This window comes from Paenibacillus amylolyticus (assembly GCF_036894225.1).
Taxonomy (GTDB): domain Bacteria; phylum Bacillota; class Bacilli; order Paenibacillales; family Paenibacillaceae; genus Paenibacillus; species Paenibacillus amylolyticus.
The window spans coordinates 4,160,087-4,183,716 of the sequence record NZ_CP145892.1 but is presented as its reverse complement, the minus strand read 5'-3'; the positions used below and the strand labels follow the sequence as shown (position 1 = coordinate 4,183,716).

Here is a 23,630-nt window from a genome sequence, read left to right as displayed (position 1 = left end):
CTTAGGGTGGACGGACAGATTTTTTGCTTTCTTTTGCAAAATAGCGTGATCGATATAGCTCAAATGTAACTGTCACAGGATCATATTGTTAAAATAACTGCTGTTTCCTTTGGATAATGCCGTGTTACCCACCGCTATTAAGCGCTTACAATGAGGAGGAATCATAACATTCATTGATCCATGCACAATCAAACACAAAAAGGGGGAGATCAAGAGTGAACAAAAGGTACATAAGCGGGTGTCTGGTATTACTAATGCTGTTCTGTGATCTGGGGTTGATGGTTCGTCCAGCGGCTGCAGAAGATGCAAAAGTGAACGTGGCATTTAACAAGGTGGTTACGGTAAGAGAGGAAGATCTAGTGAATGAGGGGCAAAAAGAAAAGGCGGTAGATGGTGATGTGAATACTCACTGGAGTGCGAGCTCACCTACTTCTGAGAGTAATCCTCATTGGTTGACTATAGACCTAGGTGCGCCATATGATCTATCTGGAGCGGAATTGACTTGGAAGGACAAAGACCAAGTTGTAAAATATTTGATTGAAGTATCTGATGATGGTAACAACTGGTCAACTGTTGTGGACCAAACGACTAACGAAATAAAACAGACTGTTGCCAGTGAAGAGTTCCAGACCAATACACCTGTCCAGTATGTGAAGGTTACAATTCCGTACTATGCGGGAGCAAATTGGTGGCCCGGGATATCCGAGCTTAAAGTCTGGGGAAAAGAGGAAAAAATTGATCCAGCAACCATTACAAGTTACGATCCCGTTAAGGTCAATACAGTAGCTGGGGTTGCACCTGTTCTGCCAACAAAAGTGACAGCGAAGTATCCGAACGACAAATCTGGTTCGGTTCCAGTGGAATGGGAAAGTATCGACCCTTCAGAGTACGCACATGCGGGTAGCTTTACCGTGACGGGTGCAGTATATGGAGCCCCTGTTCAACCGGAGGCCACTGTAACAGTTGGAGGATATCGGACGGATTACGTTAGAGGAGTGGATATTTCCACGTTAACCGCCATTGAGGCTAATGGAGGGAAGTATCTGGATAGTAATGGCACTGAAAGGGACTTGCTTGATATCCTGAAGGATCGCGGTGTCAATTATGTGCGTCTTCGTCTGTGGAATGATCCACAGAAATCAGGGGGCTACAACGATAAGGACGATGTCATTCGTTTGGCCGAGCGCGTGAAGAAAAAAGGTATGAAAATCCTGCTGGATTTCCACTACTCGGATGAGTGGGCGCACCCGGGTCAGCAGCTTCGTCCCAAAGCTTGGGAAGGCCTTTCGCATGAAGAGCTGAAGCAGGCCGTATACAACTATACGTATGAAGTTGTAAGTGAGATGAAAGCCGCAGACGCTATGCCTGATATGGTACAGATTGGTAATGAGATCAACAGTGGTGTTCTGAACGGCTTGAGCAGCGACGTGGATTTTAAGCAAAATGTTGCCTTGCTGAAAAGCGGAATTGATGCTGTACGTGCAGTAGAAGGAGAGATCACCAATAACGCTGATACGGTTCAAATCATGATTCATCTCGCAGAAGGCGGCAAGGCGGATACGTTCGACTGGTATTTCAGTGAGCTGGAGAAAGGCGAACTGAAGTACGATATCATCGGACTTTCCTATTATCCGTTCTGGCATGGAACATTTGCCGATGTGCAGAACACCATGAATAAAGTATCTGACAAGTTCAAAAAAGACGTGATTATTGCCGAGACATCGTATCCATTCTCATATAAAAACGGGGATGCACACGGCAATATCATTGGATCGGATGAAGCGCTTCATGTTGGGGGAGCAACATTCCCTGCAACGGTACAGGGGCAATATGATGCTATTGCTGGCATTATGGATATGATTGCTGACGTGCCGGAAAACCGCGGAGCAGGCTTCTTCTATTGGGAGCCCGCATGGATTGCCGCCAATGTAGGCTGGATTGATTCCGAGGGAGATGCATGGGAAAATCATGCCATGTTCGACTATGATGAATTTCCGGGGAATGGTGGATACTCCTACGAAGGACGTGCCTTGCCATCACTGGATGTTTACAAACGCGGATTGGAGCTTCTGCCCGCAGACCGCCAGCAACTGGATGCGGCACTTACACGAGCCAAATCATTGGTACGGACTGATTTTACTCTGGATAGCTGGGTGACTCTGGCTCCGGCAATCTCGGCAGCGAATGATGTATACCAACAGGCATACACGCCGGGTGGGGTAACTCAATTAGATACAGATGCAGCGACAACAGCATTGGAACGTGTGATGCAGCAGATGCAGGTTATCACCCCGCAGCTTGACGAGCTCAGAGCTAAAATAGCGGAAGCGCGTACGTATCAGCAGGCTGACTGGTCTGCGGCCACTTGGGCGGTATTGACCAAAGCGCTGGAAGGCGCTGATCAGATCTTGAATGATCCAAGAGCAACACAGACGGATGCGAATACAGCGGTTAAACGTTTGCATGATGCCATTCAAGGTCTATCCAATGTGGACAAAACACAACTGCACCAGTACATTCAACAAATGCAGCAGCAGACTAAATCTTCCTATACACGCCGGAGCTGGTCTGTATTGGAACAGTCTTTGCAGGCAGCGATTCAGGTCCGAGATAACAATGCTGTTGTCCAGTCTGAGGTGAATTCAGCACTGAGTACGTTGAAACAAGCCTTTACTAATCTAGTCTCTCTGGAGGCTTTAACAACGGGAAAAACGGCAACGGCTTCAAGTAGTGCAGGGACAGGAGGCAATCAAGCCAACTCTCCTGAAGGTGCAATTGACAACAATCCGAACACTTCATGGGGAACAGACCAGAGTAAGGATAGCTGGTGGCAAGTGGATTTGGGTCAGGTTGCTAACCTCCGTAAAATCGAAATGTCGATGTGGAGTGGCGGCATCAAATATACGATCGAAGTGTCCAACGATAACAAAAATTTTGTGAAAGTAGTGGACACCACAAGTGATGTAGTTGTATCAACCGCACCTAGCCATTTACTTCCAGAAGGCACGGAGGGACGTTACATTCGGGTAACGATTAAAACAGGTCCCACATGGGTAGGATTCATGGAATTTGAAGCATACGGTACGTTCCCAGCGGACAAATCTGCACTGCAAACTACTGTAGATACCGCTGAGAAATTAAAACAAACCGAATACACGACATCAAGCTGGAATGTATTCAGTAAGGCACTTTCTGAAGCGAAGGCATTCATTCTGGATGTTGAATCTTCAACGCAAGATGTAAGCAATGCGGATCGTGCGTTACAAGATGCTGTGAGTAAGCTTGTACGTCAAGATGTAACACCTGGCCCTGGCCAGCCATCACAACCAAGTGTACCATCACAACCTTCCAACCCGGGAACAGCTCCTTCAACGGGGAATCCGGCTGTAACACCACCGGTTGAACCTGGTAATCCGCCAGTTAAGGGTCTAATAACGGTAAAAGGAACAGCAACCGGGAATGACAAGTATTCGATTCGTCCAGATGTATCTCAATTAACCCAGGCACTGCAATCCATGGATGCAGGAAATCGTACGTTGAAACTGCTTGCAGATGTACCCGACACAGCCAAGACAGTCACATTCCAGTTGGCTGCAAGTCAACTGGCGGCATGGATTCGTTCCGAGGAAGTGAAATCCCTGGATGTAGTTGTAGGACAGACTACCGTTCGTGTTCCTCTGAGATCACTCCCGCTAACCATTGCTGAGACTGAGGGAACGTTCGACATCGTAGTGGCAAAAGGATCGACAGATACATTGTCCACATCGCAAAAAGCAACGATCGGTAATCATGCAATTGTTGATGTGAATTTGTTAATGAACAATAAGCCATTGGAATGGACAAACAGAGCAGTTGAAGTTGCTCTATCCAATGTGGAGCAACCTAAGAAGAATGATGTAGTGATGGTTGTACATTCCATATCTCCAAGTGGAGAAATGAAACCTGTTATGTATTCCAAGTACGATGATAAGACCAAAACGATGGCGTTCAAACCGCTGGAATCCGGCAGTTATGTCATTGAAGAAGTTGAAGTGCCATTACATGATTTGCAAAATCACAATTGGGCAATCCAAGAGGTACAGAACCTCTACGGTAAAGGGATTATTTCGGGGATGAGCGCAACTCGTTTTGCCCCGCAAGGTGAACTGACCAGAGCACAATTTTTGCAAATGATTATTAAAGGTATTGGTGATACACGCCAGCCGGATCCATCTATTTCAGTCCCAACGGATGTGAAGGAAGGGCAGTGGTATGCCGATTCAGTACGACTTGGAATGGAAATGGAAATAATTCAAGGCCGAGCAGATGGAAGCTTTGGAGCGAATGAACGTATTTCACGAGAAGAAATGGCCGTCATGCTGAACAGAGCACTGAAGGTTGTGCAGCGTGAGGGTGCGACCAATTCTGTACAAGGAAATATGGTGTTTGTAGACAACGCCGAGATCGCAGCATACGCCAAAGAAGCTGTAGCCTCGATGCAACAACTTGGGCTGCTAAATGGCATGCCTGATGGCACGTTTGCTCCGAAAGAAACAGCAAACCGTGCACAGGGAGCTGTTGCAGTCGCCAGACTGATGGAACAACTGTATTAAAGATAGTTCAAAAAGCGCGCTTTTGATTATGAAGGATGATGCTTGGTGGCATTATCAACACTCATGAATAGAAAATAACAAAGTAGGTAAAGAGATCGGATCATATGATTCGGTCTCTTTATTTTTTGCGGAAAAAATGAGGTTCAGACTTCATCCCTTTCTCTAAATAGGCATATAAACATTTTGTTAATGTCGTATTGACAATATCGAGTTCATTTGTTATCATTTCGATAATATCAAAACGACAATATTAAAGAAATGGGGAATGATCCATGTTTGGATTCCGATTTGCGAAATTTCAGCCCAGTGAATATGTCATGAAAGTAAAAAATGGTGAGGTACAACGTCAAGGTGTCGGATTGTCCTTCTATTATTATGAGCCGACCACATCGGTAGTGGTTCTACCCGTATCCTCGGTGGATGTACCGTTTATGTTCGAAGAGATTACGGCGGATTATCAGACGGTTACTGTGCAGGGGCAATTAAGTTATCGCATTGTGGATTATTTGAAAATAACCCAGAGCCTGAATTACACGTACAATTTGCGCAAGAATCGGTATATCTCCGACGACCCCGGCAAGCTGGATCAACGGGTGATCACCACAGCGAAAGTACTAACCAAGAAACATCTGGAGCAAATGCCGCTGAAAGAAGCTATTCAATCCAGTGAACGGCTGGCAAGCAGCATGAAACGCGAGGTTGTGCAAAGTGAAGAGTTGGAGAAATTGGGCGTTGAGTTGATGAGTCTATCGATTCTGGCCATTCTGCCTAATAAAGAGACGATGCGTGCATTGGAAGCACAGGCGCGGGAAGAGATTTTGCGTCAGGCAGATGAAGCGCTCTATGTACGTCGGAATGCATCGATTGAACAGGAAAGACGAGTGAAAGAGAACGAACTGAACACCGAAATTGCCGTAGAGACGAAGAAACAGCAAATTCGTGAGACCCAATTGCAGACAGAACGCTCGGTGAAACAGAAACAAAACGAGATGGAGCAGGAGCAGCTTCAGTTTAATACAGCAATGGAGGAACGGAAGCAGCAACTGATTGAGTTAACCATTGCCAATCACAATGCCGAGGCAGATGCCAAAGCGTATGAGATTGCTGCCGTGATGAACTCATTGCAAAATGTACAGCCGAATGTATTGCAAGCAATGGCGAATATGGGCATGAATTCTGATAAGCTGATCGCACTTGCATTCCAGGAACTGGCTGAAAATGCTGGCAAGATTGGGCAACTTAATATCTCTCCAGATCTGTTGCAGGGATTGATGTCTCCTGCGCCAGGCAGAGATCAGGGAGGTCGAGCGAGATGAGATTAGGAAGAAGAGAGCAAGCAGAGCAGGCAGGGAAATCAGTACGTCAGCAGGCCACGGCAGATGATCGGATGAGTGAACACAAGCTGATTCTGGTGAAACGCCGGACCCGACTGGAAGAGCTGGTGGTTCGATATAACACGGTGCAGCAAGCTCAGTTCTATATTGAACGTCTGGGCGCAGACTTCAGTGATTATATGGAGGAAGACCGTCGTTATCGGCTATCTGTGCAGCAGGCACAGCAGCAACTGGGTCAATTGGGCCGCGTTCAGACGATTGATCGCGAACATGTACCCAATTTTATCTTTGGAGAGCAGGATATCGTGGTCGTGGTTGGACAGGATGGGCTTGTAGCCAACACCCTCAAATACGTAACCGAGCAGCCGCTCATCGGTGTGAATCCGGACCCGATGCGTTGGGATGGCGTGTTATTACCTTTTACCGTGGAGGATCTGAGCTTCATTGTTCCTGATGTCATTCGAAAGCAACGAACCTTGAAAGAAGTCACTCTCGCCAAAGTGGAACTCAATGATGGACAGTATCTATATGGTGTCAATGATCTGTTCATTGGTCGGAAGACACATGTGTCGGCGCGTTATGAAGTGCGTTTGGGTACATCGACAGAACAACAATCCTCTAGTGGTATTATTGTATCCACAGGCATGGGATCGACAGGCTGGTTCAAAAGTGTGCTGGCGGGAGCCACCGGAATTGTAGGCTCCGCTGCATGGCAGAACATGAATTCTGAAGCAGAGGTCGCTACAGCATCGGCATCCATTCATGGAAGCAGGCAAGAGCTGAATCATTTTAACTGGGATGCGCCTTATTTATATTTTTCAGTACGTGAACCGTTCCCGAGCCGGACGACTGCGGCCAATCTCGTGTTTGGACAGATCCATTCAAAGCAACCACTGCACATTGTATCCCAGATGCCAGAGGATGGTGTTATTTTCAGCGATGGGGTCGAGCAGGACTTTCTTGAGTTTAACTCAGGGGTGGAAGCTATCATTGGGTTGGCAGAGAAGAGGGGACGTCTCGTGGTCTAAACCTTTATTTTCAAGCCGTTTCCGACTAGAATGGGTAACTAGATGTGATACACTGACGTCAGGAAACGGAAAGAGGGTTAACGATGCAGTCGATATTGTTGGTTGAAGATGATGCCAAGTTAGCAGGATTACTGGCGGCTTATCTGACCCGAAATGGATTCCGGGTACAGGTCACAGATGATTTTCGTCATGTACTGGATGAATTTGTGGAAGTGAAGCCGGACCTTGTGCTGATGGATGTGAATTTGCCTCAATATGATGGATACTACTGGTGCAGGCAGATACGCACACATTCCATATGTCCCATTTTATTCATATCGGCTCGTGATAGTGGTATGGATCAGATTATGGCGTTGGAACATGGAGCGGATGATTATATTACAAAACCTTTTCAATATGAAGTTGTTCTTGCCAAAGTCCGTAGTCAGCTGCGCAGAGCCTATGGTTCTTACGCTGCTGTTCAACAGGAAGTGAAGGTGAAGAACGGTCCCATGATCCTTTATCCTGAGCGATTTGTATTGGAATATGATGAGCGTTCTACCGAGCTGACACAGAAGGAAGCGATACTGGTGGAAGCGCTGATGGCGAAGGCAGGGCGAGTTGTCAGCCGAGAAAAATTGTTAGAACAGATGTGGGAAGATCAGCATTTTATTGATGATAATACGTTGAATGTCTATATTACACGTGTTCGCCGGAAGTTGAAGGAGCTGGGTGCAGAAGAGATTTTGGAGACGGTTCGCGGAGCGGGTTATCGTGTGTTGGATCTGGATTCATCCGCACAGGGGAAAGGGAAATGAGACTTTTCCTGAAAGACCACCTGATGTTAGTCGGATTTTATGTGTTACAGATGCTGCTCGTTCCGTGTGTCTACTGGCTCTCTGGTGAGGGCCGTCCGATGAAGATTGTCCTTTATGGCATGCTGATCAGTATCGTGGTATTGATGGTTTATCTGGTCACTCGTTACTTCCAGTTGCGAGCATATTACCGTCTACTTCAACAACCACGCAAACTGGTAAACGAGCCTTTCCAAGCGCTTGGAAATTCGGGTGTGGCGGAAGCCATCCAGGAATTATTACATGAACTGGAGCGTAATCGGCAGAACGAGATGGGTCAGTTACGTACTAGCAAGGATCAGCAGGTGGTATTCATGAATCGCTGGGTTCATCAGATGAAGACCCCGTTGTCCATTATCCAACTGACCTTGGAAGATGTAGAAGATGAGACGGCGGGCAGTATTCAGGATGAGCTGGATAAAATGCGCAAAGGACTTGAAATGGTCTTGCATTCATCAAGGCTTGAACAGTTCGAAGGGGATTTTCGTGTGGAGCTGTTGTCTCTGCATGAGGTGCTTCGGAGTAGCATTGCAGAGAACCGACGTTTGTTTATTCGCAGAGGCATTACGCCGGATATCCGTATGGAGGGCGACCTTCAGATCTACAGTGATTCCAAGTGGCTGCGGTTCATGTTCACCCAGATTTTGACCAATGCCGTGAACTATTCCGATAGCAAATCAGGCAAAAAAGTGATCATTATCGGCTATAAACAGGAAGAGCGTACAATCCTGGACATTCAGGATGAGGGAATCGGCATCTCGTCTGAGGATATTCATCGCGTATTCAATCCCTATTTTACAGGTGAACGGGGCAGACAATATCACGAATCTACTGGAATGGGATTATATCTGGTTCGTGAGATCAGTGCCCGCCTGGATAACCGTGTGGAGTTGTTTTCGGAGCCAAATGAGGGAACGTTGGTCAGATTCAGCTGGATTCATTCGAAATATCCGAAGTAAAGAGCGCTTTGCCCATGGGCGAGGTGCTTTTTTTAATGGACAGAAGTGTGATAGAGAAGGCAGGGGAACAGAACCTTAAACGCGTTGTAAGGGAAGTTTAAGGTAATTCGATAGCACCGTTACGGGAGGTCAGTTAGGATAAGAATAGAATTAACGTATAAAGAATGACGGATTAGGAGGGAATTACGCATGGAAATGTTACAGGTATCAGGACTGAACAAAGTATATCAGGGCAAAGTGCAGACTCAAGCCCTTAGTGATATTCATCTGACAATCAAACAAGGTGAATTTGTGGGTATTATGGGCCCGTCGGGCAGTGGCAAAACCACATTGTTAAACATGGTCTCCACCATTGATGAACCCAGCTCGGGCAAGGTGCTGATTAATGGCATGAACCCGTTTGATATGAAAAAGAAAGAACTTGCCATGTTCCGACGTCGGGAACTCGGATTTGTCTTTCAGGATTTCAATCTGTTGGACACGTTGACTGTTGCTGAGAATATTGTACTTCCATTGACACTGGACAAGGTCAAACTGAAGGAGATGGAGAGCAGACTACATCGCATTACAGCGAAGCTTGGGATTGATCATATTCTGGATAAACGAGTCTACGAAATTTCGGGTGGACAGCGACAACGAACAGCCATTGCGAGATCCATGATCAATATGCCTTCGATTGTTTTGGCGGATGAACCCACCGGTGCCCTGGATTCTACGTCATCCCAAGCGGTCATGGAGTCACTTGAACAGATGAACCAGCAGGAGAAAACAACCATTATGTTGGTCACACATGACCCGCTTGCGGCAAGTTATTGCAACCGTATCGTGTTCATCAAGGATGGAAAACTGGCAGCCGAGGTACACCGCGGAGATAATCGACAGACGTTTTTCCAGCGGATCATTGATACTTTATCCTTCTGGGGAGGGAATTCACATGAGCTTTCCTCAGTTCGCGTTTAATAACATTCGCCGGAACGGGCGAGCGTATATTGCTTTTTTTCTAAGTAGTGTGTTTATGGTCATGATTTACTTCGCGTATGCGGTATTTATCTATCATCCATATGTGGCAGAGTTGCCAATGGGCGACACAACCGCTACGGGGATGCAGATCGCTTCGGTTATTGTGTATGTGTTTGCATTTTTCTTTGTTATGTATTCCATCAGTGCTTTTCTCAAATCACGGAGTAAAGAGTTTGGCATTCTGACCATACTTGGTGCAGAACCCGCACAGATTCGGAGATTGGTCATTTTGGAAAACATGTTCATCGGCTGCCTGTCCATTATTGCCGGTATCGGCGGAGGTATGTTGTTGTCCAAGTTGTTCCTGATGTTAACCACTCGTTTTATCGGGATGGATGATCTGCCCTTTTATTTTCCCGTGAAAGCGATTCTGATTACGATCGTGGCCTTTCTGTTATTATTTTTCTGCATTTCACTTTTCACATTGGTTTTTATCGGAAACAAACGGACGTTAGAACTTTTGACGGGAACCAACAAACCTAAAAAAGAGCCCAAAGCTTCATGGTTCTTCTCACTTCTGGGTTTTGCATTACTTACAGTAGGTTTTGTGGTACTCCGTAACGGGTTAAATGGCGGAACAATCATGCTTGCAGCAATAACAGGGATAGCCGGGACGTATTTTTTCTATTCACAACTTTCCGTGCTCATCATCCGTTTATTGAAGCGTAATCGTAAAACCGTATGGCATGGTACACGTCTGTTGTGGATCTCAGAGATGAGTTATAAAATGAAGGATAATGCCCGCATGCTCTTTATGGTGACCGTGGTGATTGCGATTGCTTCAATGAGTGCAGTTGTAATTTTGTCACTGGATCAGGAGAACCGGGAACAGTTTACAAACAACGATTTTGCAATTCAATACAACGTATTCAGACCAACAGAGCAATTGGATATGAGCGCTATTGATTCGAAACTTGAAGCCGCAGGCTTGGATTATCAGCAAGTCTATATTGAATATTTCTGGTCTGATGCAGATCAGAGTGCTGTCTCGGTTATGCCGCTTAGTCAATACAACCAATACAATCTGACACAAGGGAGAAAGATGTTCCAATTGGATACCGGGTCCGCTGTATTTGTGGATACCCGCAATGAGAAGGGTCAGGATCAGATAAAGCGCAACAGATTTCGTGATTATGCGAAGGGAGACAAGTTGACGTTGACTCTGAATGCTAGTCCGCTGGAAGTTAGGGTTACGGATACAGATATCGATCCACAGTTTGGAACCCTACTCTATGCTACAGGTGTAGTTGTCCTACCGGATGAGAAGTATGAAGAGATTGCCCAACAGATCAAAGATAATATGATATCTGGTAAATACCTGTATCAGATTCCTGCATGGGGTCATGCTGTACCTGATCGCCACTCTTCGGAAGCCATGGTTAGCGATCAGCTTCTATCCTCCGCGGATTCCATCCGAAGCAGCAACGCTTCAACGGATAACCAGTCTGGATATCTGACTACGCGGTACGGTGATTTTGAAAGATTCAGACAGGGTACAGCACTATTTACCTTCCTGGGCATATTTATCGGATTAATCTTCTCGATCTCTTCCGCAAGCTTTTTGTATTTCAGACTGCATACCGATCTTGAAGCGGATGGAAGGATGGTGCATTCTCTTTCAAAAATGGGTCTCAGTTTCCAGGAAATGAAACGATCATCCACCGTTCAGATTGCTATCCTGTTCTTTTTACCGATCGGAGTAGCTATCATTGAAACTTTGGTGGTGGTTAAGCCATTCCTGACTGAATTCGGTATTACCAATTATACGATGCCCGTGTTGACTGTATTTGGTGCCTTTGTACTTGCACAGACGTTTTATTTTATCATTATACGTTCGAGATATATCGCTTCTCTGCGCAAAATGATGGTGTAACCATCTTAGAAACAAACGGTCATGAGGACCGACCCATGATTTGTTCATTGCCCGTATTTTCTTGATTCAGATCAAGGAAACGCGGGTTTTCTTGCGATATGATGAATGTATTCACAGATTATATTATCGAGGAGGACGATTATCATGAGTATTACGTCATTGCAAGAAGTCAAAACATTCAGTGAGGACCGTTTCACGAAACGAGTTTTATTCCAACAGGGTGGTGGAGTGACCTTTGTCCTTCATTTTCTGCCAGGTCAGCAGCTTCCCGTTCATAAACATCCGGGCACAGACGTTATTCTGCTAGTAGTCGAAGGCACAGGCACACTTATTCTGGATGGAAAAGAACAAGCGGTGAAACAAGAGGATGTGATCCATTGTGGCGGTGAGGTCGAGTTCGCATTCCAAAATACAGGAGATCAGGAGGTTCGTTTGTTCGTGGTGTTAAACAAAGTGCCAGCAGCATCCTATGCAAAGGACATCTAAGATCTAATATCAAGGAATCGATATAATGATTCACTGATCGGCACTAATATAAGGGGAACTCTATTCTGGAGTTTCCTTATTTATTTTTATTCAAGAATACCTTGATCAAGTGTGGTTCCCATCGTAAACAAAAAGCATACCTGGGTCTGAGAGAACATCAGATCTTAAGTATGCTTTTTCGTATTCCGGCAGCAATTTGTTCATTCATCCGGTCACTGTTCATTCTGCCTAGAAGTATCCCAGCATTTCCTTGGCTTCATTTGACATCAGCTGTGGAGACCATTGTGGCTCCCACACGACTTGAACATCAATATCGGTCTTATTTGTATTTTCCTGCAAAACCCATTTCACCGCACCGACAATTGTATCGTGCAGCGGGCAACCTGGTGTAGTCAGCGTCATCCGTACATGTACCCGTTCAGGCTCTTCCCTTACTTCATACACCAGACCCAGGTCAACGATATTGACACCTAATTCAGGGTCATATACTTCCTTGAGACATTCCAGCAAATGCGTGGTTTGTTCCATCATGTTCACTCTCCAGTCCATTTTATTAACATTAACGTCTGAATACCAAAGCAATATTTGTTATATAAACGATGGAGACAAGAGACAGTATCGTTCCTCCAACCATCATGACCTCAGCCAGATTAATCAGAATTCCACTGACAAGCAAAAGGCTTCCAGCGACCATGGCGAGCATACCCCAATTGACATACCGTTCATTCAACATACCTGCCATCAGCGGTGTTCCGGGTCTGCCGGCCTGCTTGCCATATTTGTGGGTCCACCATAGAAAAGGCACGATTTTGGAGGCATAACCAAGTATGGTGAGAGACACCCAGCCCCCGAGATATACCCATCCAGACAGCAGAACAACACGTGGATGGAGCAGCAACTCAGTCCCTTGCGAGGAATAGATCAGTAGTGCAACAGCATATACAGCAAACGCACGACTTACATAGACAGACCAGCGAATGCCCGGACCTGGGTTACTTTTGTGCCGTTTCTCCTGAATTTGCTCCAAGTGATACACATAGAAGAGAAGGGCGGCGGTTAGAAGTAAGAGCGCAAGCCAGAGCAATCCTCCCTTGATACCTGTCAGAAATGCGACAACACCTGTAACTACAGCTGCATTCCACAGAACCAGGACCACTTTTTGCAGTCGAATGGAATAATCGTGGGACAGGTAGAACATGGGCAGCATTTTGTAACTGAAGCCGGTAATTAACATGCCAAACCAGCCGAAGGTTCCCATCCAGATATGTGCACCGAATAATCGTTCATGCAGACCATTCCAATCACCAAAGGCAAAATTCAGACCCATCAGCATACCGGATAGCCCGGTAAGAACCAGATAAAGACAGGAACACGCTGCACTGATTGTTACCGGATTCCACTGTGAGGCACGGAAGAGGGTAACGGCCATATTCCATCCGAACAACAGAATGCCCGAGAGCGCGAGTGTAGCAGAACCCGCAATCCAGATGACATCTGCACGGATGAAGCCGTATAACATGCCCACGATTCCGATACTGAACAAGAAATAATGACAATAACCAAGAAACAGACTGTAGATATTGGATTGCAAAATAACATGTATCAACTGATAAACGGCACCCATAGCCAGCATGGTTGCCCACCCGAGCACAAACAGATGGGCATGAAACCAGCCTTCGGGTCCTCTGAGTTCATCACCAAGCCAGCCTGTCAGCGAGAGCAGGGAGAATGCGTGATACATTACAAATCCAAAGATGCCCGTGATGATAAAAAGAAACGGCAACCTGGACATGGCCTTTGCCTCCTTACCCTTTTTCAATTCTCACTTTGGCCGTACCATCGGCTTGATCCTCAACCGTGAAGGGGCAACCGAGATTGTTTAACTCTTCAATCAAGAAGACTGGCACACGGTCATTATGAATCAGTACGACTTCCCCAGGATTGCAACGTTCCAGTGCGGCAAGTGTTCGCATCATGGGTTGTGGCGGTTCCAATCCGCGATTGTCCAGTATAACGGTGGGCGTCTGTAGAGATTCAAAGTTTTCAATCGCAACAGCTTGCTCCTCCGGATGGCCTTTGCATGAAGCTGATTCTTCGTCTGAACCGGGCTCAGAATCGACTTCCGATCCAGATAAAACCATTGCAGATAATGCTTTGGCACCGGTTTTATTTTTTTTGTGCACAAACGTGGTAACCCAGTGATCTGAACCTTTTCGTTCCGATGTGCTGGAGTATCCTTTCATCTTGAGAATACCGAGCAGGGGCGTTGGTTTGAATGGAGCATGGAGTACAAAGACATCTTCATGTCGAAGGCCTTTGACCGTGTCCATGATCAGTTGAAACGGCTCTAACTTTTTACTTAGATGAGGACGCACATCCAATTCGACAATATGGACATCAGATGGAGACATGTGCGTTCACATCCGATCCTGCACTAGCTACATCCGCCTGCTGTACCAACTGCAGAGATGATTCATACAGGGCGGCCATTCCACCGTACAGCGCATAGAAGAATGACTCCGGCGCATCGAGGGAGAAGGACAGATAGGCTTTGGGGTCCATGCCGAGCAAACGCTCAAAAAGTCTTGCACTGTCATAGGCGTAAAAACAGAAATGAGTATATTCGAACACAGGCATTTTTTCGTAAATGGTGATAATCTCTTGCGCATATTCCGCTTGCTCACGCTGTGCCAATTGAACCATGGTTGTGGCGTCTTCCAGCCGTAGCGTGATGCGAAGTGTAGTATCGTCAATGATTTCAACGTGCGCCATAGCCGTTCAGCTCCAATCTATAATTTACTGATTTTGACTTGGAAGGTTGTAGGACCCTGCTCAATATACTCCCAGTTGAAGCCATCGGGATGTGTGGATTGAAACTGGAATCGAAGAGGCTTTGGATCGTGATCGTTAATAAGCAACATGGATTCCTGTGGTCGCAAATGATCAAACGTTTCGAAAATAACTTTATGTTTCAAATGCGGTGGATACTCCGTGGCATTAATGGTTGCTGCGTATGTGTTCATGTGTCATTCCTCCAAATAGGGATAGTGTGGTGTTGCAATTTGATTATAGAAAACGTGAAGGGGGGGCTGTGTGAGCCTGCTCACACATTTTTTAATGTCATAGTCTCGCCTTATTTGAGTCAGAATCCTGTATGGAAATATTGCCATGGGCAAGCCAAAGCTAACAATATCCTGATACGCATATTGCTAATTGTGAATGCGAAAGAGACCTTAACATTGATTACGGTCGTTAAGGTCTCTTTGTGCACACACAGTTTAATGTAATAGCGTGGGAGAAAACAGTGTAGCTGGGTGCAGGGTGGTCACGTATCCCTTTGTTCCTTCAAAGCTTGCAAATCATGAATGATGATCCGGCTGCGATCCACTTCGAGCAAATTCTCTTTTGTAAGCTGGTTTAAAAGCCGATTCGCTGTTTCCCTTGTTGTACCAATAGAATTGGCAAACTCCTGATGTGTCATGGGCAGGTTGATGATAATCTGGTCTCCATGCATTTGTCCGTGCTGATCTGCAAGCATGAGAAGGAAGGAAAGTACACGATTGCGTACATCCTGACCAGAGAGCACCTGCAATTTATCCTGTAATTCTCTTATTTTATCACCGAGCACACGCATAATTTTGATCGCAATTGAAGGTGTGCTCAGCATTAATCGTTCGAAAAGTCGGACAGGTATGGCTAGTAGTTCGGTAGGGGTAATGGCTTCTGCGGTGGCCGGGTAAGGGTGCGCATTAAAAAAGCCGGTGTGTGGGAACATATCTCCTGTTTTGAGGAAAGAGACAATCTGTTCATGCCCGTTCTCATCGGTTTTATAAGCCTTTACAATGCCGGTACGGATGAAAAAGACAGCTTCTTTTTCGCTTCCTTCGCTGAAAATAACCGATTTCTTCTGAATACTTCTGGAAATGGCGATATCTTCGACTTGCTTTAATTCCTCGGGGCTAAGGTCCTGGAAGATGGGGAACTGTTGTAGAAACTCCGTTGTTGTATCTTTGTTTACCCTACTCATGAGAATCTCTCCTCTCTGTGTTCATAGTTCTGAACGACGACATCATTTCATCATAACGTGATTTTTGAACACATCAGGTGATATAGATCACCGTAAAGCCACATCACTGTTTTTGATTACTCAACCTGGGTTAATGGAATGATAGAATATGATTGAACAAGAGAGGGGTCGGCCCGGATGTGGACTGCATTCATGTGGGGCGGCATCTCTGCCTCAGCGGTTGTCATTGGCGCACTCGCAGCCTTGTTTCTGAAGATTCCCAAACGAGTTATTGGCTGGATCATGGCTTTTGGGACAGGAACATTAATTGGTGCAGCGACCTTTGAACTTCTCGGAGATGCGCTGAATGATGGAGGAATAATACCTACAGCCATTGGATTTACGGCGGGTGCCGTCGTGTATACCTTGTTTGACCTGCTCGTTTCTGCAAAGGGAGGGGCAGGGCGTAAACGTTCGGCAAATTCGGGAGACTCGAACCAAAGCGGGCTTGGGATCTTTGCAGGAACAGTAATGGATGCTATCCCGGAATCCATCATGCTTGGTGCCAGCTTACTGGCCGGTAACGGTGTCAGTGTGGTCCTGGTAGTATCGATCTTTGTCAGCAACATTCCTGAAGGTCTGTCCAGTACGGTTGGACTACAGGGCAAATACAGTCGTGGCAAAATCATATTAATGTGGCTTAGTGTACTATTGATCTCCGCGATTGCAGCACTGGGTGGATATCTGTTTCTGGAGCAGCTTCCAGAGGAGATGGGTGCAGCGATTGGTGCATTTGCAGGTGGCGGAATCATTGCCATGATCTGCTCGACGATGATGCCGGAAGCCTTTGAAGAGGGTGGGCCAATTGTGGGTTTGATTGCATCTATGGGATTGCTTGTGTCGCTGTTGCTGGATCTGTAGATGACAGAACAAGCTTCCGATCTATTGGTTGAATTTATATAAAAAGAGTATCCGAACAGAGTGGTTTCTGATCGGATACTCTTTTTTGCCAAAACAGCTTCCTCGCATCCACAAGCTTTCTTACCCAGTTCATTGGCTTCGGGCAGGCGATTCAATTTTTTCCCTAAGCTGCTCCAATTGCAGAATAAGGATGCAGTTTCCTGTAACCTGAAGCAGTCCCTGAGTTTGCATCATGGCAAGTTTACGACTAAGTGTTTCGGGTGTGATCCCGAGTAACAGAGCCATATCTTTTTTGAATACAGGCAAGCGGATCTCATGTTTTGCATGATTTCGGGTATGGAAATACAAAAGCAACTTGGCAATCTTCTGTTCCGTTGTCATCGCACTTAGCGAGCTGTTCCATTCATCTGTTTCACGGAGCAGCTTGGTAATGGCAAGCAGGAAATGATAAGCAAGCTTCGGATCGTGTTCAAGTAATTGGTCAAAGTCATGCTTGCTGATAGAGCAGATGGCCGAAGGCTCCAGAACTTCGGCGTTTGCGACATGTGGTTTTTGGTGTAACAGGGAATCTTGTCCGAAGAAATCACCGGGAAACAGAAACCGAATAATATGTTCCTTGCCATTTTCATTGTATTTGGATAACTTCACACCTCCCTGATGAACCACATAAAGCGTATCTGAGCGTTCTCCCTCCTGGACGACAACTTCGCCTTTGTTATATTTGCGGGTATGCAGAAGGGAGATCAACAAGACAGCTTCGGATGGATCAAGATGCTGGAACAGAGATACTTTGGAGAAACAGGCATCCTTCGCTTCGTGTGTACAGATCATCGTTTAATCACCTCGAATGGTTCAGGATAGGTATAGCCATTATCTATTGTCATGTCTCAGTGAGACATCGCGGGTCCACCATGATCAGTTCCATCCTTGGTCACACGCAGAACAGCGGCAGCTCCTTTGGCTACATGGTTGAACTGATGGGTTACAATCGCATAATCACCTTCTTCGGTCACGGTGAACTCTACGACAGCTCCACCACTTGCGGGAAGCATAACCGTCTGTATTCCATACTGGATGTTGCGTGGATTCCCATCGGTATACACACGGTCCATAATGGTACCCACAACGTGGAAGGATGAGACTTCATTGGGTCCTGCATTACTGACATAGATTCGCACCGTATCTCCTACTTTGGCTAACAGGGGATGTTTTATTAATCCATAATCATTGCCGTTAAATACGACATAATCCGGTTCCCCGTTCAAAAAAGCTTCATAATCATGCTCTTTATACCATTCACTCTGAACAAGAGTATACTCACGGTCTACCAAGTGATCGGAAGGGTATCCTGCTTTGGGATCAACAATAATCATGCCGTACATCCCGTTTGCGATATGGGCAAGAACCGGTTTAGTTCCACAGTGATACATGAATACACCGGGTGAGGAGGTTGGATAGGTGAACGTACCTTCCTTGCCTGGCATAACATCAATAAATTTGCTGCTGGGAGCAGCATGTACAGCGTGAAAATCCATGGAGTGAGGCAGGCTGGAATCTTTATTTTTCAACGTGAACACCATGGTATCTCCCTCGGTCACTCGTAGGACGGGTCCGGGGACGGTACCATTAAATGTCCAAGCGTTGTATATCACTCCTTTGGAGATTTCGACATCTGTAACCTGGGCCGTCATTTCAATATATACCGTAGTACCTTCTCTGCGAATGATCGGGTCCACCGGGGGTTGACTGATCGCAGAGGAGGAGGAGGAGACTTCATCGTGGTGAACAGGTTTAACCGTGTCGGTTGAACTACAGTGAGAGAGAGTTGCTGTGAATATAGCAAATACGAGTGACCATTTGTATACATTCAGTAAGGAGAACATAGTTGCACAACCTTTACTCAAGTGATGTTTTTCACAATCTAAAAAGCAGGTTTTCTTTCATTTCAGTAGTTATTTAGTTATAGATTACGTTATCGAGGTGGAGACGGGTGTGATGAGGCACACACTTGGGTATGTCGTATTAGAGGCATTTCCAACAATCTGTCTTCAATTGTTGTGCTGAGCAACGGAGTTTCATATAATTTTAGAGAGATGGATTGGTAAATGTTGAGTATTTTGACGCTGTGTATGTCGTAGTTTTAGAAGAAAGGTGGATACAGGATGAAACGTTTCGAAGATGAAGGTGCGTATAAGTATAGTTTCTATTCGGTCCTTCGACGGGGAGAGCGGATTGATGTGAAATGTCCCAAATGCGGTGGGCACGCTTCGATTGATCAACGGAATGGTCAACTGGGATGGAAGTGTTACGAATGTTACGCTCAAGCTTTTGAAGAACCAGTATATCAATATAAAGCCAAGGGGAATTGTGCTGTATGTGAACGTTGGTTTAACGTGGAAGTCACAGACGAGAAGAAGACGTCTCACCGATCGACGCATGTGGAATGTCCGCATTGTAGTTCTGTGAATCAGGTTGAATTACACGCCAAGCCGACATACCAAAGGTGTTTTTCCGAGATTTGTGCAGGGAAAGATCCTGTGTTCGGGCTGGAATTATACTTCCTGGATAATTTCAGAGGAAAAATAATTTGGGCTGTGAATCGGGAGCATCTGAATTATCTCATCGCTTATGTCTCCGCAGACCTGCGTGTAAAATACGGAAATATGCCTATACGAACGGCTTCACATAGTATTCCTTCTTATATCAAGGATGCGAAGAACAGGGATGTAGTTGTGCGTACACTGTCGAAGCTTCAGCACAAGACTGGATGAGACTGAAATTGAAGAGTTAAAGCCGCAAGGAGAGAAGAAATGAAACTACGAGTTAAACTTACTATTTTTGCAGTCATTCTGGGTATGTTGATGATTCCGGCTTATTTTATTTTACAGACATTTGGTGTATTTCAAAAAGAGACAGTATTATCTGACTATGCTCTGGCCGTTGATGTTAATGGGAAGTCCTATGGGGCCTGGCCGCTGATTAACAGTTTTGCAGCGATGGACAAAGAGGAAGATAACCGTCAGTTTTATTACCGAATTGATATGAATCATATCCAATACCTGTTTAATCTGGCCTATAAGGAGTATGATGTGAAGCCAGGCGGGGACAATCCGTATCTGGCTGGTACTGTAAACTATCAACGTACAGATCACAACTATGTACAGACCGAGAGACAGTATGAGAACGCCAATGATTTCACAACGGTTTTGAATCTGTATGATCAGGATGGGCAGGTGATCTACACCTACAATAACACCGGCAAGGGAGATAAACAGCTGGTAGAATCCATCATTCATCAGGGAATGAGCCGTAATAGTGGCGGTAGTAGCGAAGCTGCCCGCGATCCGTATATCAATATTACGGCGTTATTCCGTGACAAGCTGAACATCGATGTGAAACTGACGGTGGATGAGGAACACAAAGTGGTTACCATTCGAATGAACAAATCGGAGGCGAGATGATGAATGAGTATGGTGTACAACACGGACCTGCTTATCTGGAAGGATTAATTAGGAAGGAAGAGAACATAAAGTCCGATGAAGTGGAGTGGAAAGGCAAACTTCAAATGAGTGATGGTCATGATAAATTCCATATTTTTTATTATGGTGACTTGACTGAAGATGATCTGATTACCTGGCATGATTCGACACCTCTTCTTGTATATGCGGAGCATACGGTCACGGGTGAGCGCTATCTGCTCATTGATACCGCCAAGCACGGCTATGATGCTATGTTATGTGAGACCTATTCGGAAGACGCACTACATGACAGACCCCTTCGTCCTTACCTGGATGTTGAAGGTGAGGACATATTTGAAGTAGAGTTGACGGCTTACTACAATGTGCCTTGGGATGAAGAGTTTGGCGAAGATGTAGATGAAAATGGGGCATATGAACTGATTACGGGAGAGCGCATGCATTTTGATCAGGTCAAGCGTGATGGATATGATGCCTTTGCCGTTCGCATTCTGAATCGTAAAGGAGTATGGACTGAAATTGTACAGGAAGAACTGGCTTAGATCCTGAAAACGAATGAACCAAACTGAGATGGGAGATGTCGACAAATGTATATTGTATCCCGTGTACTTAAGCCGGTTCCAACAGAGGAACTGGATCACTTTGAACAACAGCACGGCATCTCGCTACCTTTATCATACCGCACCTGGATTGAGCACTACGGGGAAGGTACATATACGGGGTGGATGAATGTGCAGAGACCGGACCCAGAAGTGTTGAAGCCTTTTGTTGAATATGATTTTTGGATACATACGGATGATTCGCCTATAAGTCAGCATCAACTTGAGCAGTGCATCTCCATCGGCAGTTCTGTAGATGGAGATTTCCTTGCTGTTCATCCGGAAGTTGAGGGGCTGTTGTGGCTACCGCGTCATGATGAAAATATCACCTTATGGACATGCTCGGAGACTGAATTTGGCGAAACGCTGGACCGGATCTATTGTGGGTATTACCATCAGGATAAACCAATAACGCCACTTTACTTTGAGCCGTGGAATGAGCTGCGGAAACATACGTTTTACCATTTTTCAGGGACGGAACAGGGAAGCTCCATGAAGGAACTCGCCGATACATGCAAAACAGAATTTAAGTGGGATGCTGTGTTGGAGAATGAGTACATGTGCAAGATGTTCATGGTGTCGATGGGAGGATATTTACGATTTAACTATGCAGCTGGGAGAGAAGTTGCCCTGTTCTATGAAGAAAAGAATGGTGCGGAGGAGGCGACGGATAACGAAATCAGTATGTTCTTGCAGGCACATCATTGTACGGCATATGAATAGGGGCAGAGTGGAGGGACACCTATGAGTTGGTTAAAGGAAGACATTGCGGAACAATGGCGCAATGAAGGCAAGCGTTATGCAAGGGATGTCAATGCATTTGTCCGGAGAAGTATGCAGGGAGAGCAACCGGATGAATCCGAGTTGGAGGGAGACTCCAGAAGCGGAATGAGTACTGAAGTATTCCATATGGTGAGACAGGCCAATCTCCATGGTGATGTGGAGGTGCTTCGACATGAGCTACCCGCAGCGACGTGGCCATTGAACGAGGCGTTTCAGGCTTCCATGCAAGCGGTCAAAGTTGTAGGTTATCTGAACGAGGAAACGATTGTATGTAATACGGGGATTTTCACGGAGAATAGTCAGATATATACGATGGATCAGCACGGATGGCAGTTGATCTCTCCATATACTTTTGCAGGTTGCTCATCGGATGGACTTGACTTTGCGCTTGCAGGACCGGATGGGATTCGTATCATTCGTCAGCCAGATCGCAAGTTGGAAGGACAGGAGATAGCGACATATCAATGGGAAGATATTCAAGCCCGGATACAGTCGGCATTACCTCGGATTGAATCACTTGCGGACTGTGAGCATCCCGAACGGACACTTGAAGGACTTATACCTATCGATGAAGGCAAAGCACTACTCATACATTCAAGATACGGGATATATCTCGTCACACAAGCCCAGGTGACCTTGCTTCATCCCGATCTGGCAGAGATCGAAGAGTATGAGCTAGAGGATACACAGATAGATATGGGACATGCAGCTGTATCAAGGGATGGTAGATGGATTGCCTATGGCAGCCAAGGAAGCAATCATATGGTGATGGACCGCCAGCTGAACAAGACATACTCTCTCTATCCAGAATCGAGCTACCCTCATTATGCGGCATTCACCAGTAATAACCAGAACGTCTGGTTTAACGCATGTCATTTCTATAACGGGGTCACGATACTGGTCCCGCTGGAATCAATCGCAGGCAACGAAACGAAGGAAGATTGGCCAGTGATGGATGAGAATGCACGAGTGTATGCAGCAGTGGAAATAGAGGCGGGCATGGTGCTTGGGGATGCATATGGTTATCTATATTGTGTAAATGGCGAGGGTAAGGAAGTATGGCGTCATTTTGTGGGTAGTACGATCTATTCTCTCGCTGTATCACCAGAGCAGTCCAAGCTGGCAGTTGGTACATATGGTGGCATGCTGCATGTGCTTGATCTTCGTTCCAAAGAAATGGACGAGTACGCGATCGGTACAGGCACTCTTCGTGAGTTGGAGCGGTATGTGTTGTGGCGTGGAGAAGAACCTCTTCGCTGGTAAGGTCGTATTACAACCTGCAAAGGGGTGAAGGGATGGAACGTGAAGAGGCTGTAACGTTATTAAAATGTCACTCCTTTTCTTATGATGATCTGAGTCATCCCAAGATGGAGAACGGTTTTATTGGCAGTCTGCGGCCTTTCCGTGGACATTTGATTAAGGAGAATTTTCATGAGTTGATGGAGATACTGCGTGTTCTGGCGTCCGAACTTGCACGGCCTTCACTGGATCGGGAAGTCATGGCATGTCTATGGGGAATTACTCATATGGCCCGTGCTTGGGCCGTTGAACCCGAAGGCATGCTTCGCAGCAACAACCTCATTTCCGACGAACAGGTGACATTGATGGAACAATGGCTTAATTTGTTATCTTACGCAGTCATGATTCTAATTGAAGGCGGCGGAGAGGAAGAAGCGTTTTGGGAATATCATCAGTATCTACAAGAAGAGAAGAACTGAGT

The 23,630-nt window shown here is 45.9% G+C and carries 23 protein-coding genes; 15 read left to right on the top strand and 8 right to left on the bottom strand.

The features are described 5' to 3' along the window. Positions 1-215: 215 nt before the first annotated feature. The 8 genes from V6668_RS18490 to V6668_RS18455 all read left to right on the top strand — a co-directional run bounded on the left by V6668_RS18490 (position 216) and on the right by V6668_RS18455 (position 12,125). Entirely contained in the window at positions 216-4,592 is a 4,377-nt protein-coding gene (locus V6668_RS18490; RefSeq protein WP_338706400.1) for a glycosyl hydrolase 53 family protein, read from the top strand. Positions 4,593-4,864: 272 nt separating this feature from the next. Beyond that, the gene (locus V6668_RS18485; RefSeq protein ID WP_100527281.1) at positions 4,865-5,908 is read left to right on the top strand and encodes an SPFH domain-containing protein; all 1,044 of its coding nucleotides are present in this window, start codon (positions 4,865-4,867) and stop codon (positions 5,906-5,908) included. Positions 5,909-5,979: 71 nt separating this feature from the next. After that, positions 5,980-6,954 (top strand): sugar kinase, encoded by a 975-nt coding sequence (locus tag V6668_RS18480; RefSeq protein ID WP_338708973.1) that lies wholly within the window; start codon positions 5,980-5,982, stop codon positions 6,952-6,954. A gap of 83 nt (positions 6,955-7,037) precedes the next feature. Continuing rightward, positions 7,038-7,751 (top strand): response regulator transcription factor, encoded by a 714-nt coding sequence (locus V6668_RS18475; RefSeq protein ID WP_338706399.1) that lies wholly within the window; start codon positions 7,038-7,040, stop codon positions 7,749-7,751. After that, the gene (locus tag V6668_RS18470; RefSeq protein ID WP_338706397.1) at positions 7,748-8,746 is read left to right on the top strand and encodes a sensor histidine kinase; all 999 of its coding nucleotides are present in this window, start codon (positions 7,748-7,750) and stop codon (positions 8,744-8,746) included. Before V6668_RS18475 ends, V6668_RS18470 begins: the two co-directional genes overlap by 4 nt. A 189-nt stretch (positions 8,747-8,935) precedes the next feature. Next, positions 8,936-9,706, top strand: a complete 771-nt coding sequence (locus tag V6668_RS18465) for an ABC transporter ATP-binding protein (protein ID WP_036613332.1) — start codon at positions 8,936-8,938, stop codon at positions 9,704-9,706. Next, positions 9,681-11,639, top strand: a complete 1,959-nt coding sequence (locus V6668_RS18460) for an ABC transporter permease (protein ID WP_338706395.1) — start codon at positions 9,681-9,683, stop codon at positions 11,637-11,639. Before V6668_RS18465 ends, V6668_RS18460 begins: the two co-directional genes overlap by 26 nt. A gap of 144 nt (positions 11,640-11,783) precedes the next feature. Next, positions 11,784-12,125, top strand: coding sequence for a cupin domain-containing protein (locus tag V6668_RS18455; RefSeq protein ID WP_338706394.1), 342 nt, complete (start codon positions 11,784-11,786; stop codon positions 12,123-12,125). 228 nt (positions 12,126-12,353) lie between these two features. On the opposite strand, the gene V6668_RS18450 is transcribed toward V6668_RS18455, so the two are convergent. The 6 genes from V6668_RS18450 to V6668_RS18425 form a co-directional block, all read right to left on the bottom strand. Further along, on the bottom strand, positions 12,354-12,653 hold the full coding sequence (locus V6668_RS18450; protein ID WP_036613395.1) for a metal-sulfur cluster assembly factor: 300 nt from the start codon (positions 12,651-12,653) through the stop codon (positions 12,354-12,356). 31 nt (positions 12,654-12,684) lie between these two features. Further along, positions 12,685-13,917 (bottom strand): hypothetical protein, encoded by a 1,233-nt coding sequence (locus V6668_RS18445; RefSeq protein ID WP_338706393.1) that lies wholly within the window; start codon positions 13,915-13,917, stop codon positions 12,685-12,687. Positions 13,918-13,930: 13 nt separating this feature from the next. After that, positions 13,931-14,536 (bottom strand): DUF2249 domain-containing protein, encoded by a 606-nt coding sequence (locus V6668_RS18440; protein ID WP_076328442.1) that lies wholly within the window; start codon positions 14,534-14,536, stop codon positions 13,931-13,933. Continuing rightward, positions 14,523-14,897: a hypothetical protein gene (locus V6668_RS18435; protein ID WP_076328443.1), complete on the bottom strand. Its 375-nt coding sequence runs from the start codon at positions 14,895-14,897 to the stop codon at positions 14,523-14,525. The genes V6668_RS18440 and V6668_RS18435 overlap by 14 nt, the downstream gene beginning before the upstream one ends. Positions 14,898-14,914: 17 nt before the next feature. Then, entirely contained in the window at positions 14,915-15,148 is a 234-nt protein-coding gene (locus V6668_RS18430; protein WP_076328444.1) for a DUF2249 domain-containing protein, read from the bottom strand. Between the two features lie 302 nt (positions 15,149-15,450). Continuing rightward, positions 15,451-16,152, bottom strand: coding sequence for a Crp/Fnr family transcriptional regulator (locus tag V6668_RS18425; RefSeq protein ID WP_036613360.1), 702 nt, complete (start codon positions 16,150-16,152; stop codon positions 15,451-15,453). Between the two features lie 177 nt (positions 16,153-16,329). On the opposite strand from V6668_RS18425, the gene V6668_RS18420 reads away from it, so the two are divergent. Continuing rightward, positions 16,330-17,052, top strand: coding sequence for a ZIP family metal transporter (locus V6668_RS18420; protein WP_036672896.1), 723 nt, complete (start codon positions 16,330-16,332; stop codon positions 17,050-17,052). Between the two features lie 129 nt (positions 17,053-17,181). On the opposite strand, the gene V6668_RS18415 is transcribed toward V6668_RS18420, so the two are convergent. Both V6668_RS18415 and V6668_RS18410 read right to left on the bottom strand, forming a co-directional pair. Continuing rightward, on the bottom strand, positions 17,182-17,883 hold the full coding sequence (locus tag V6668_RS18415) for a Crp/Fnr family transcriptional regulator (RefSeq protein ID WP_036672895.1): 702 nt from the start codon (positions 17,881-17,883) through the stop codon (positions 17,182-17,184). 56 nt (positions 17,884-17,939) lie between these two features. Further along, positions 17,940-18,935: a multicopper oxidase domain-containing protein gene (locus V6668_RS18410; RefSeq protein WP_036672893.1), complete on the bottom strand. Its 996-nt coding sequence runs from the start codon at positions 18,933-18,935 to the stop codon at positions 17,940-17,942. 279 nt (positions 18,936-19,214) lie between these two features. Between V6668_RS18410 and V6668_RS18405 the strand changes: the two genes are divergently transcribed. Genes V6668_RS18405 through V6668_RS18380 form a run of 6 tightly spaced genes read left to right on the top strand, consistent with a single transcriptional unit; the run spans position 19,215 to position 23,628 of the window. Then, positions 19,215-19,823, top strand: a complete 609-nt coding sequence (locus V6668_RS18405; protein ID WP_036672892.1) for a hypothetical protein — start codon at positions 19,215-19,217, stop codon at positions 19,821-19,823. A gap of 39 nt (positions 19,824-19,862) precedes the next feature. Next, positions 19,863-20,513, top strand: coding sequence for a hypothetical protein (locus tag V6668_RS18400; RefSeq protein WP_036672890.1), 651 nt, complete (start codon positions 19,863-19,865; stop codon positions 20,511-20,513). Beyond that, positions 20,510-21,070, top strand: coding sequence for a hypothetical protein (locus tag V6668_RS18395; RefSeq protein WP_036672889.1), 561 nt, complete (start codon positions 20,510-20,512; stop codon positions 21,068-21,070). Before V6668_RS18400 ends, V6668_RS18395 begins: the two co-directional genes overlap by 4 nt. A gap of 45 nt (positions 21,071-21,115) precedes the next feature. Beyond that, positions 21,116-21,850: an SMI1/KNR4 family protein gene (locus V6668_RS18390; protein ID WP_036672888.1), complete on the top strand. Its 735-nt coding sequence runs from the start codon at positions 21,116-21,118 to the stop codon at positions 21,848-21,850. 21 nt (positions 21,851-21,871) lie between these two features. Next, complete coding sequence (locus V6668_RS18385; RefSeq protein WP_036672887.1) at positions 21,872-23,173, top strand: hypothetical protein; 1,302 nt, start codon at positions 21,872-21,874, stop codon at positions 23,171-23,173. 32 nt (positions 23,174-23,205) lie between these two features. Further along, the gene (locus V6668_RS18380; RefSeq protein ID WP_036672886.1) at positions 23,206-23,628 is read left to right on the top strand and encodes a hypothetical protein; all 423 of its coding nucleotides are present in this window, start codon (positions 23,206-23,208) and stop codon (positions 23,626-23,628) included. The last annotated feature ends 2 nt before the right edge of the window (positions 23,629-23,630 follow it).

Excerpts from the sequence above, each read along its gene's own strand:
- V6668_RS18405 (WP_036672892.1), top strand. The coding sequence starts at position 19,215 with ATGAAACGTTTCGAAGATGAAGGTGCGTATAAGTATAGTTTCTATTCG.
- V6668_RS18395 (WP_036672889.1), top strand. The coding sequence starts at position 20,510 with ATGATGAATGAGTATGGTGTACAACACGGACCTGCTTATCTGGAAGGA.
- V6668_RS18445 (WP_338706393.1), bottom strand. The coding sequence starts at position 13,917 with ATGTCCAGGTTGCCGTTTCTTTTTATCATCACGGGCATCTTTGGATTT.
- V6668_RS18385 (WP_036672887.1), top strand. The coding sequence starts at position 21,872 with ATGAGTTGGTTAAAGGAAGACATTGCGGAACAATGGCGCAATGAAGGC.
- V6668_RS18465 (WP_036613332.1), top strand. The coding sequence starts at position 8,936 with ATGGAAATGTTACAGGTATCAGGACTGAACAAAGTATATCAGGGCAAA.
- V6668_RS18415 (WP_036672895.1), bottom strand. The coding sequence starts at position 17,883 with ATGATCTGTACACACGAAGCGAAGGATGCCTGTTTCTCCAAAGTATCT.
- V6668_RS18475 (WP_338706399.1), top strand. The coding sequence starts at position 7,038 with ATGCAGTCGATATTGTTGGTTGAAGATGATGCCAAGTTAGCAGGATTA.
- V6668_RS18480 (WP_338708973.1), top strand. The coding sequence starts at position 5,980 with ATGAGTGAACACAAGCTGATTCTGGTGAAACGCCGGACCCGACTGGAA.
- V6668_RS18390 (WP_036672888.1), top strand. The coding sequence starts at position 21,116 with ATGTATATTGTATCCCGTGTACTTAAGCCGGTTCCAACAGAGGAACTG.
- V6668_RS18425 (WP_036613360.1), bottom strand. The coding sequence starts at position 16,152 with ATGAGTAGGGTAAACAAAGATACAACAACGGAGTTTCTACAACAGTTC.
- V6668_RS18380 (WP_036672886.1), top strand. The coding sequence starts at position 23,206 with ATGGAACGTGAAGAGGCTGTAACGTTATTAAAATGTCACTCCTTTTCT.
- V6668_RS18420 (WP_036672896.1), top strand. The coding sequence starts at position 16,330 with ATGTGGACTGCATTCATGTGGGGCGGCATCTCTGCCTCAGCGGTTGTC.
- V6668_RS18410 (WP_036672893.1), bottom strand. The coding sequence starts at position 18,935 with ATGTTCTCCTTACTGAATGTATACAAATGGTCACTCGTATTTGCTATA.
- V6668_RS18470 (WP_338706397.1), top strand. The coding sequence starts at position 7,748 with ATGAGACTTTTCCTGAAAGACCACCTGATGTTAGTCGGATTTTATGTG.
- V6668_RS18400 (WP_036672890.1), top strand. The coding sequence starts at position 19,863 with ATGAAACTACGAGTTAAACTTACTATTTTTGCAGTCATTCTGGGTATG.
- V6668_RS18435 (WP_076328443.1), bottom strand. The coding sequence starts at position 14,897 with ATGGCGCACGTTGAAATCATTGACGATACTACACTTCGCATCACGCTA.
- V6668_RS18440 (WP_076328442.1), bottom strand. The coding sequence starts at position 14,536 with ATGTCTCCATCTGATGTCCATATTGTCGAATTGGATGTGCGTCCTCAT.
- V6668_RS18450 (WP_036613395.1), bottom strand. The coding sequence starts at position 12,653 with ATGGAACAAACCACGCATTTGCTGGAATGTCTCAAGGAAGTATATGAC.
- V6668_RS18430 (WP_076328444.1), bottom strand. The coding sequence starts at position 15,148 with ATGAACACATACGCAGCAACCATTAATGCCACGGAGTATCCACCGCAT.
- V6668_RS18460 (WP_338706395.1), top strand. The coding sequence starts at position 9,681 with ATGAGCTTTCCTCAGTTCGCGTTTAATAACATTCGCCGGAACGGGCGA.
- V6668_RS18485 (WP_100527281.1), top strand. The coding sequence starts at position 4,865 with ATGTTTGGATTCCGATTTGCGAAATTTCAGCCCAGTGAATATGTCATG.
- V6668_RS18455 (WP_338706394.1), top strand. The coding sequence starts at position 11,784 with ATGAGTATTACGTCATTGCAAGAAGTCAAAACATTCAGTGAGGACCGT.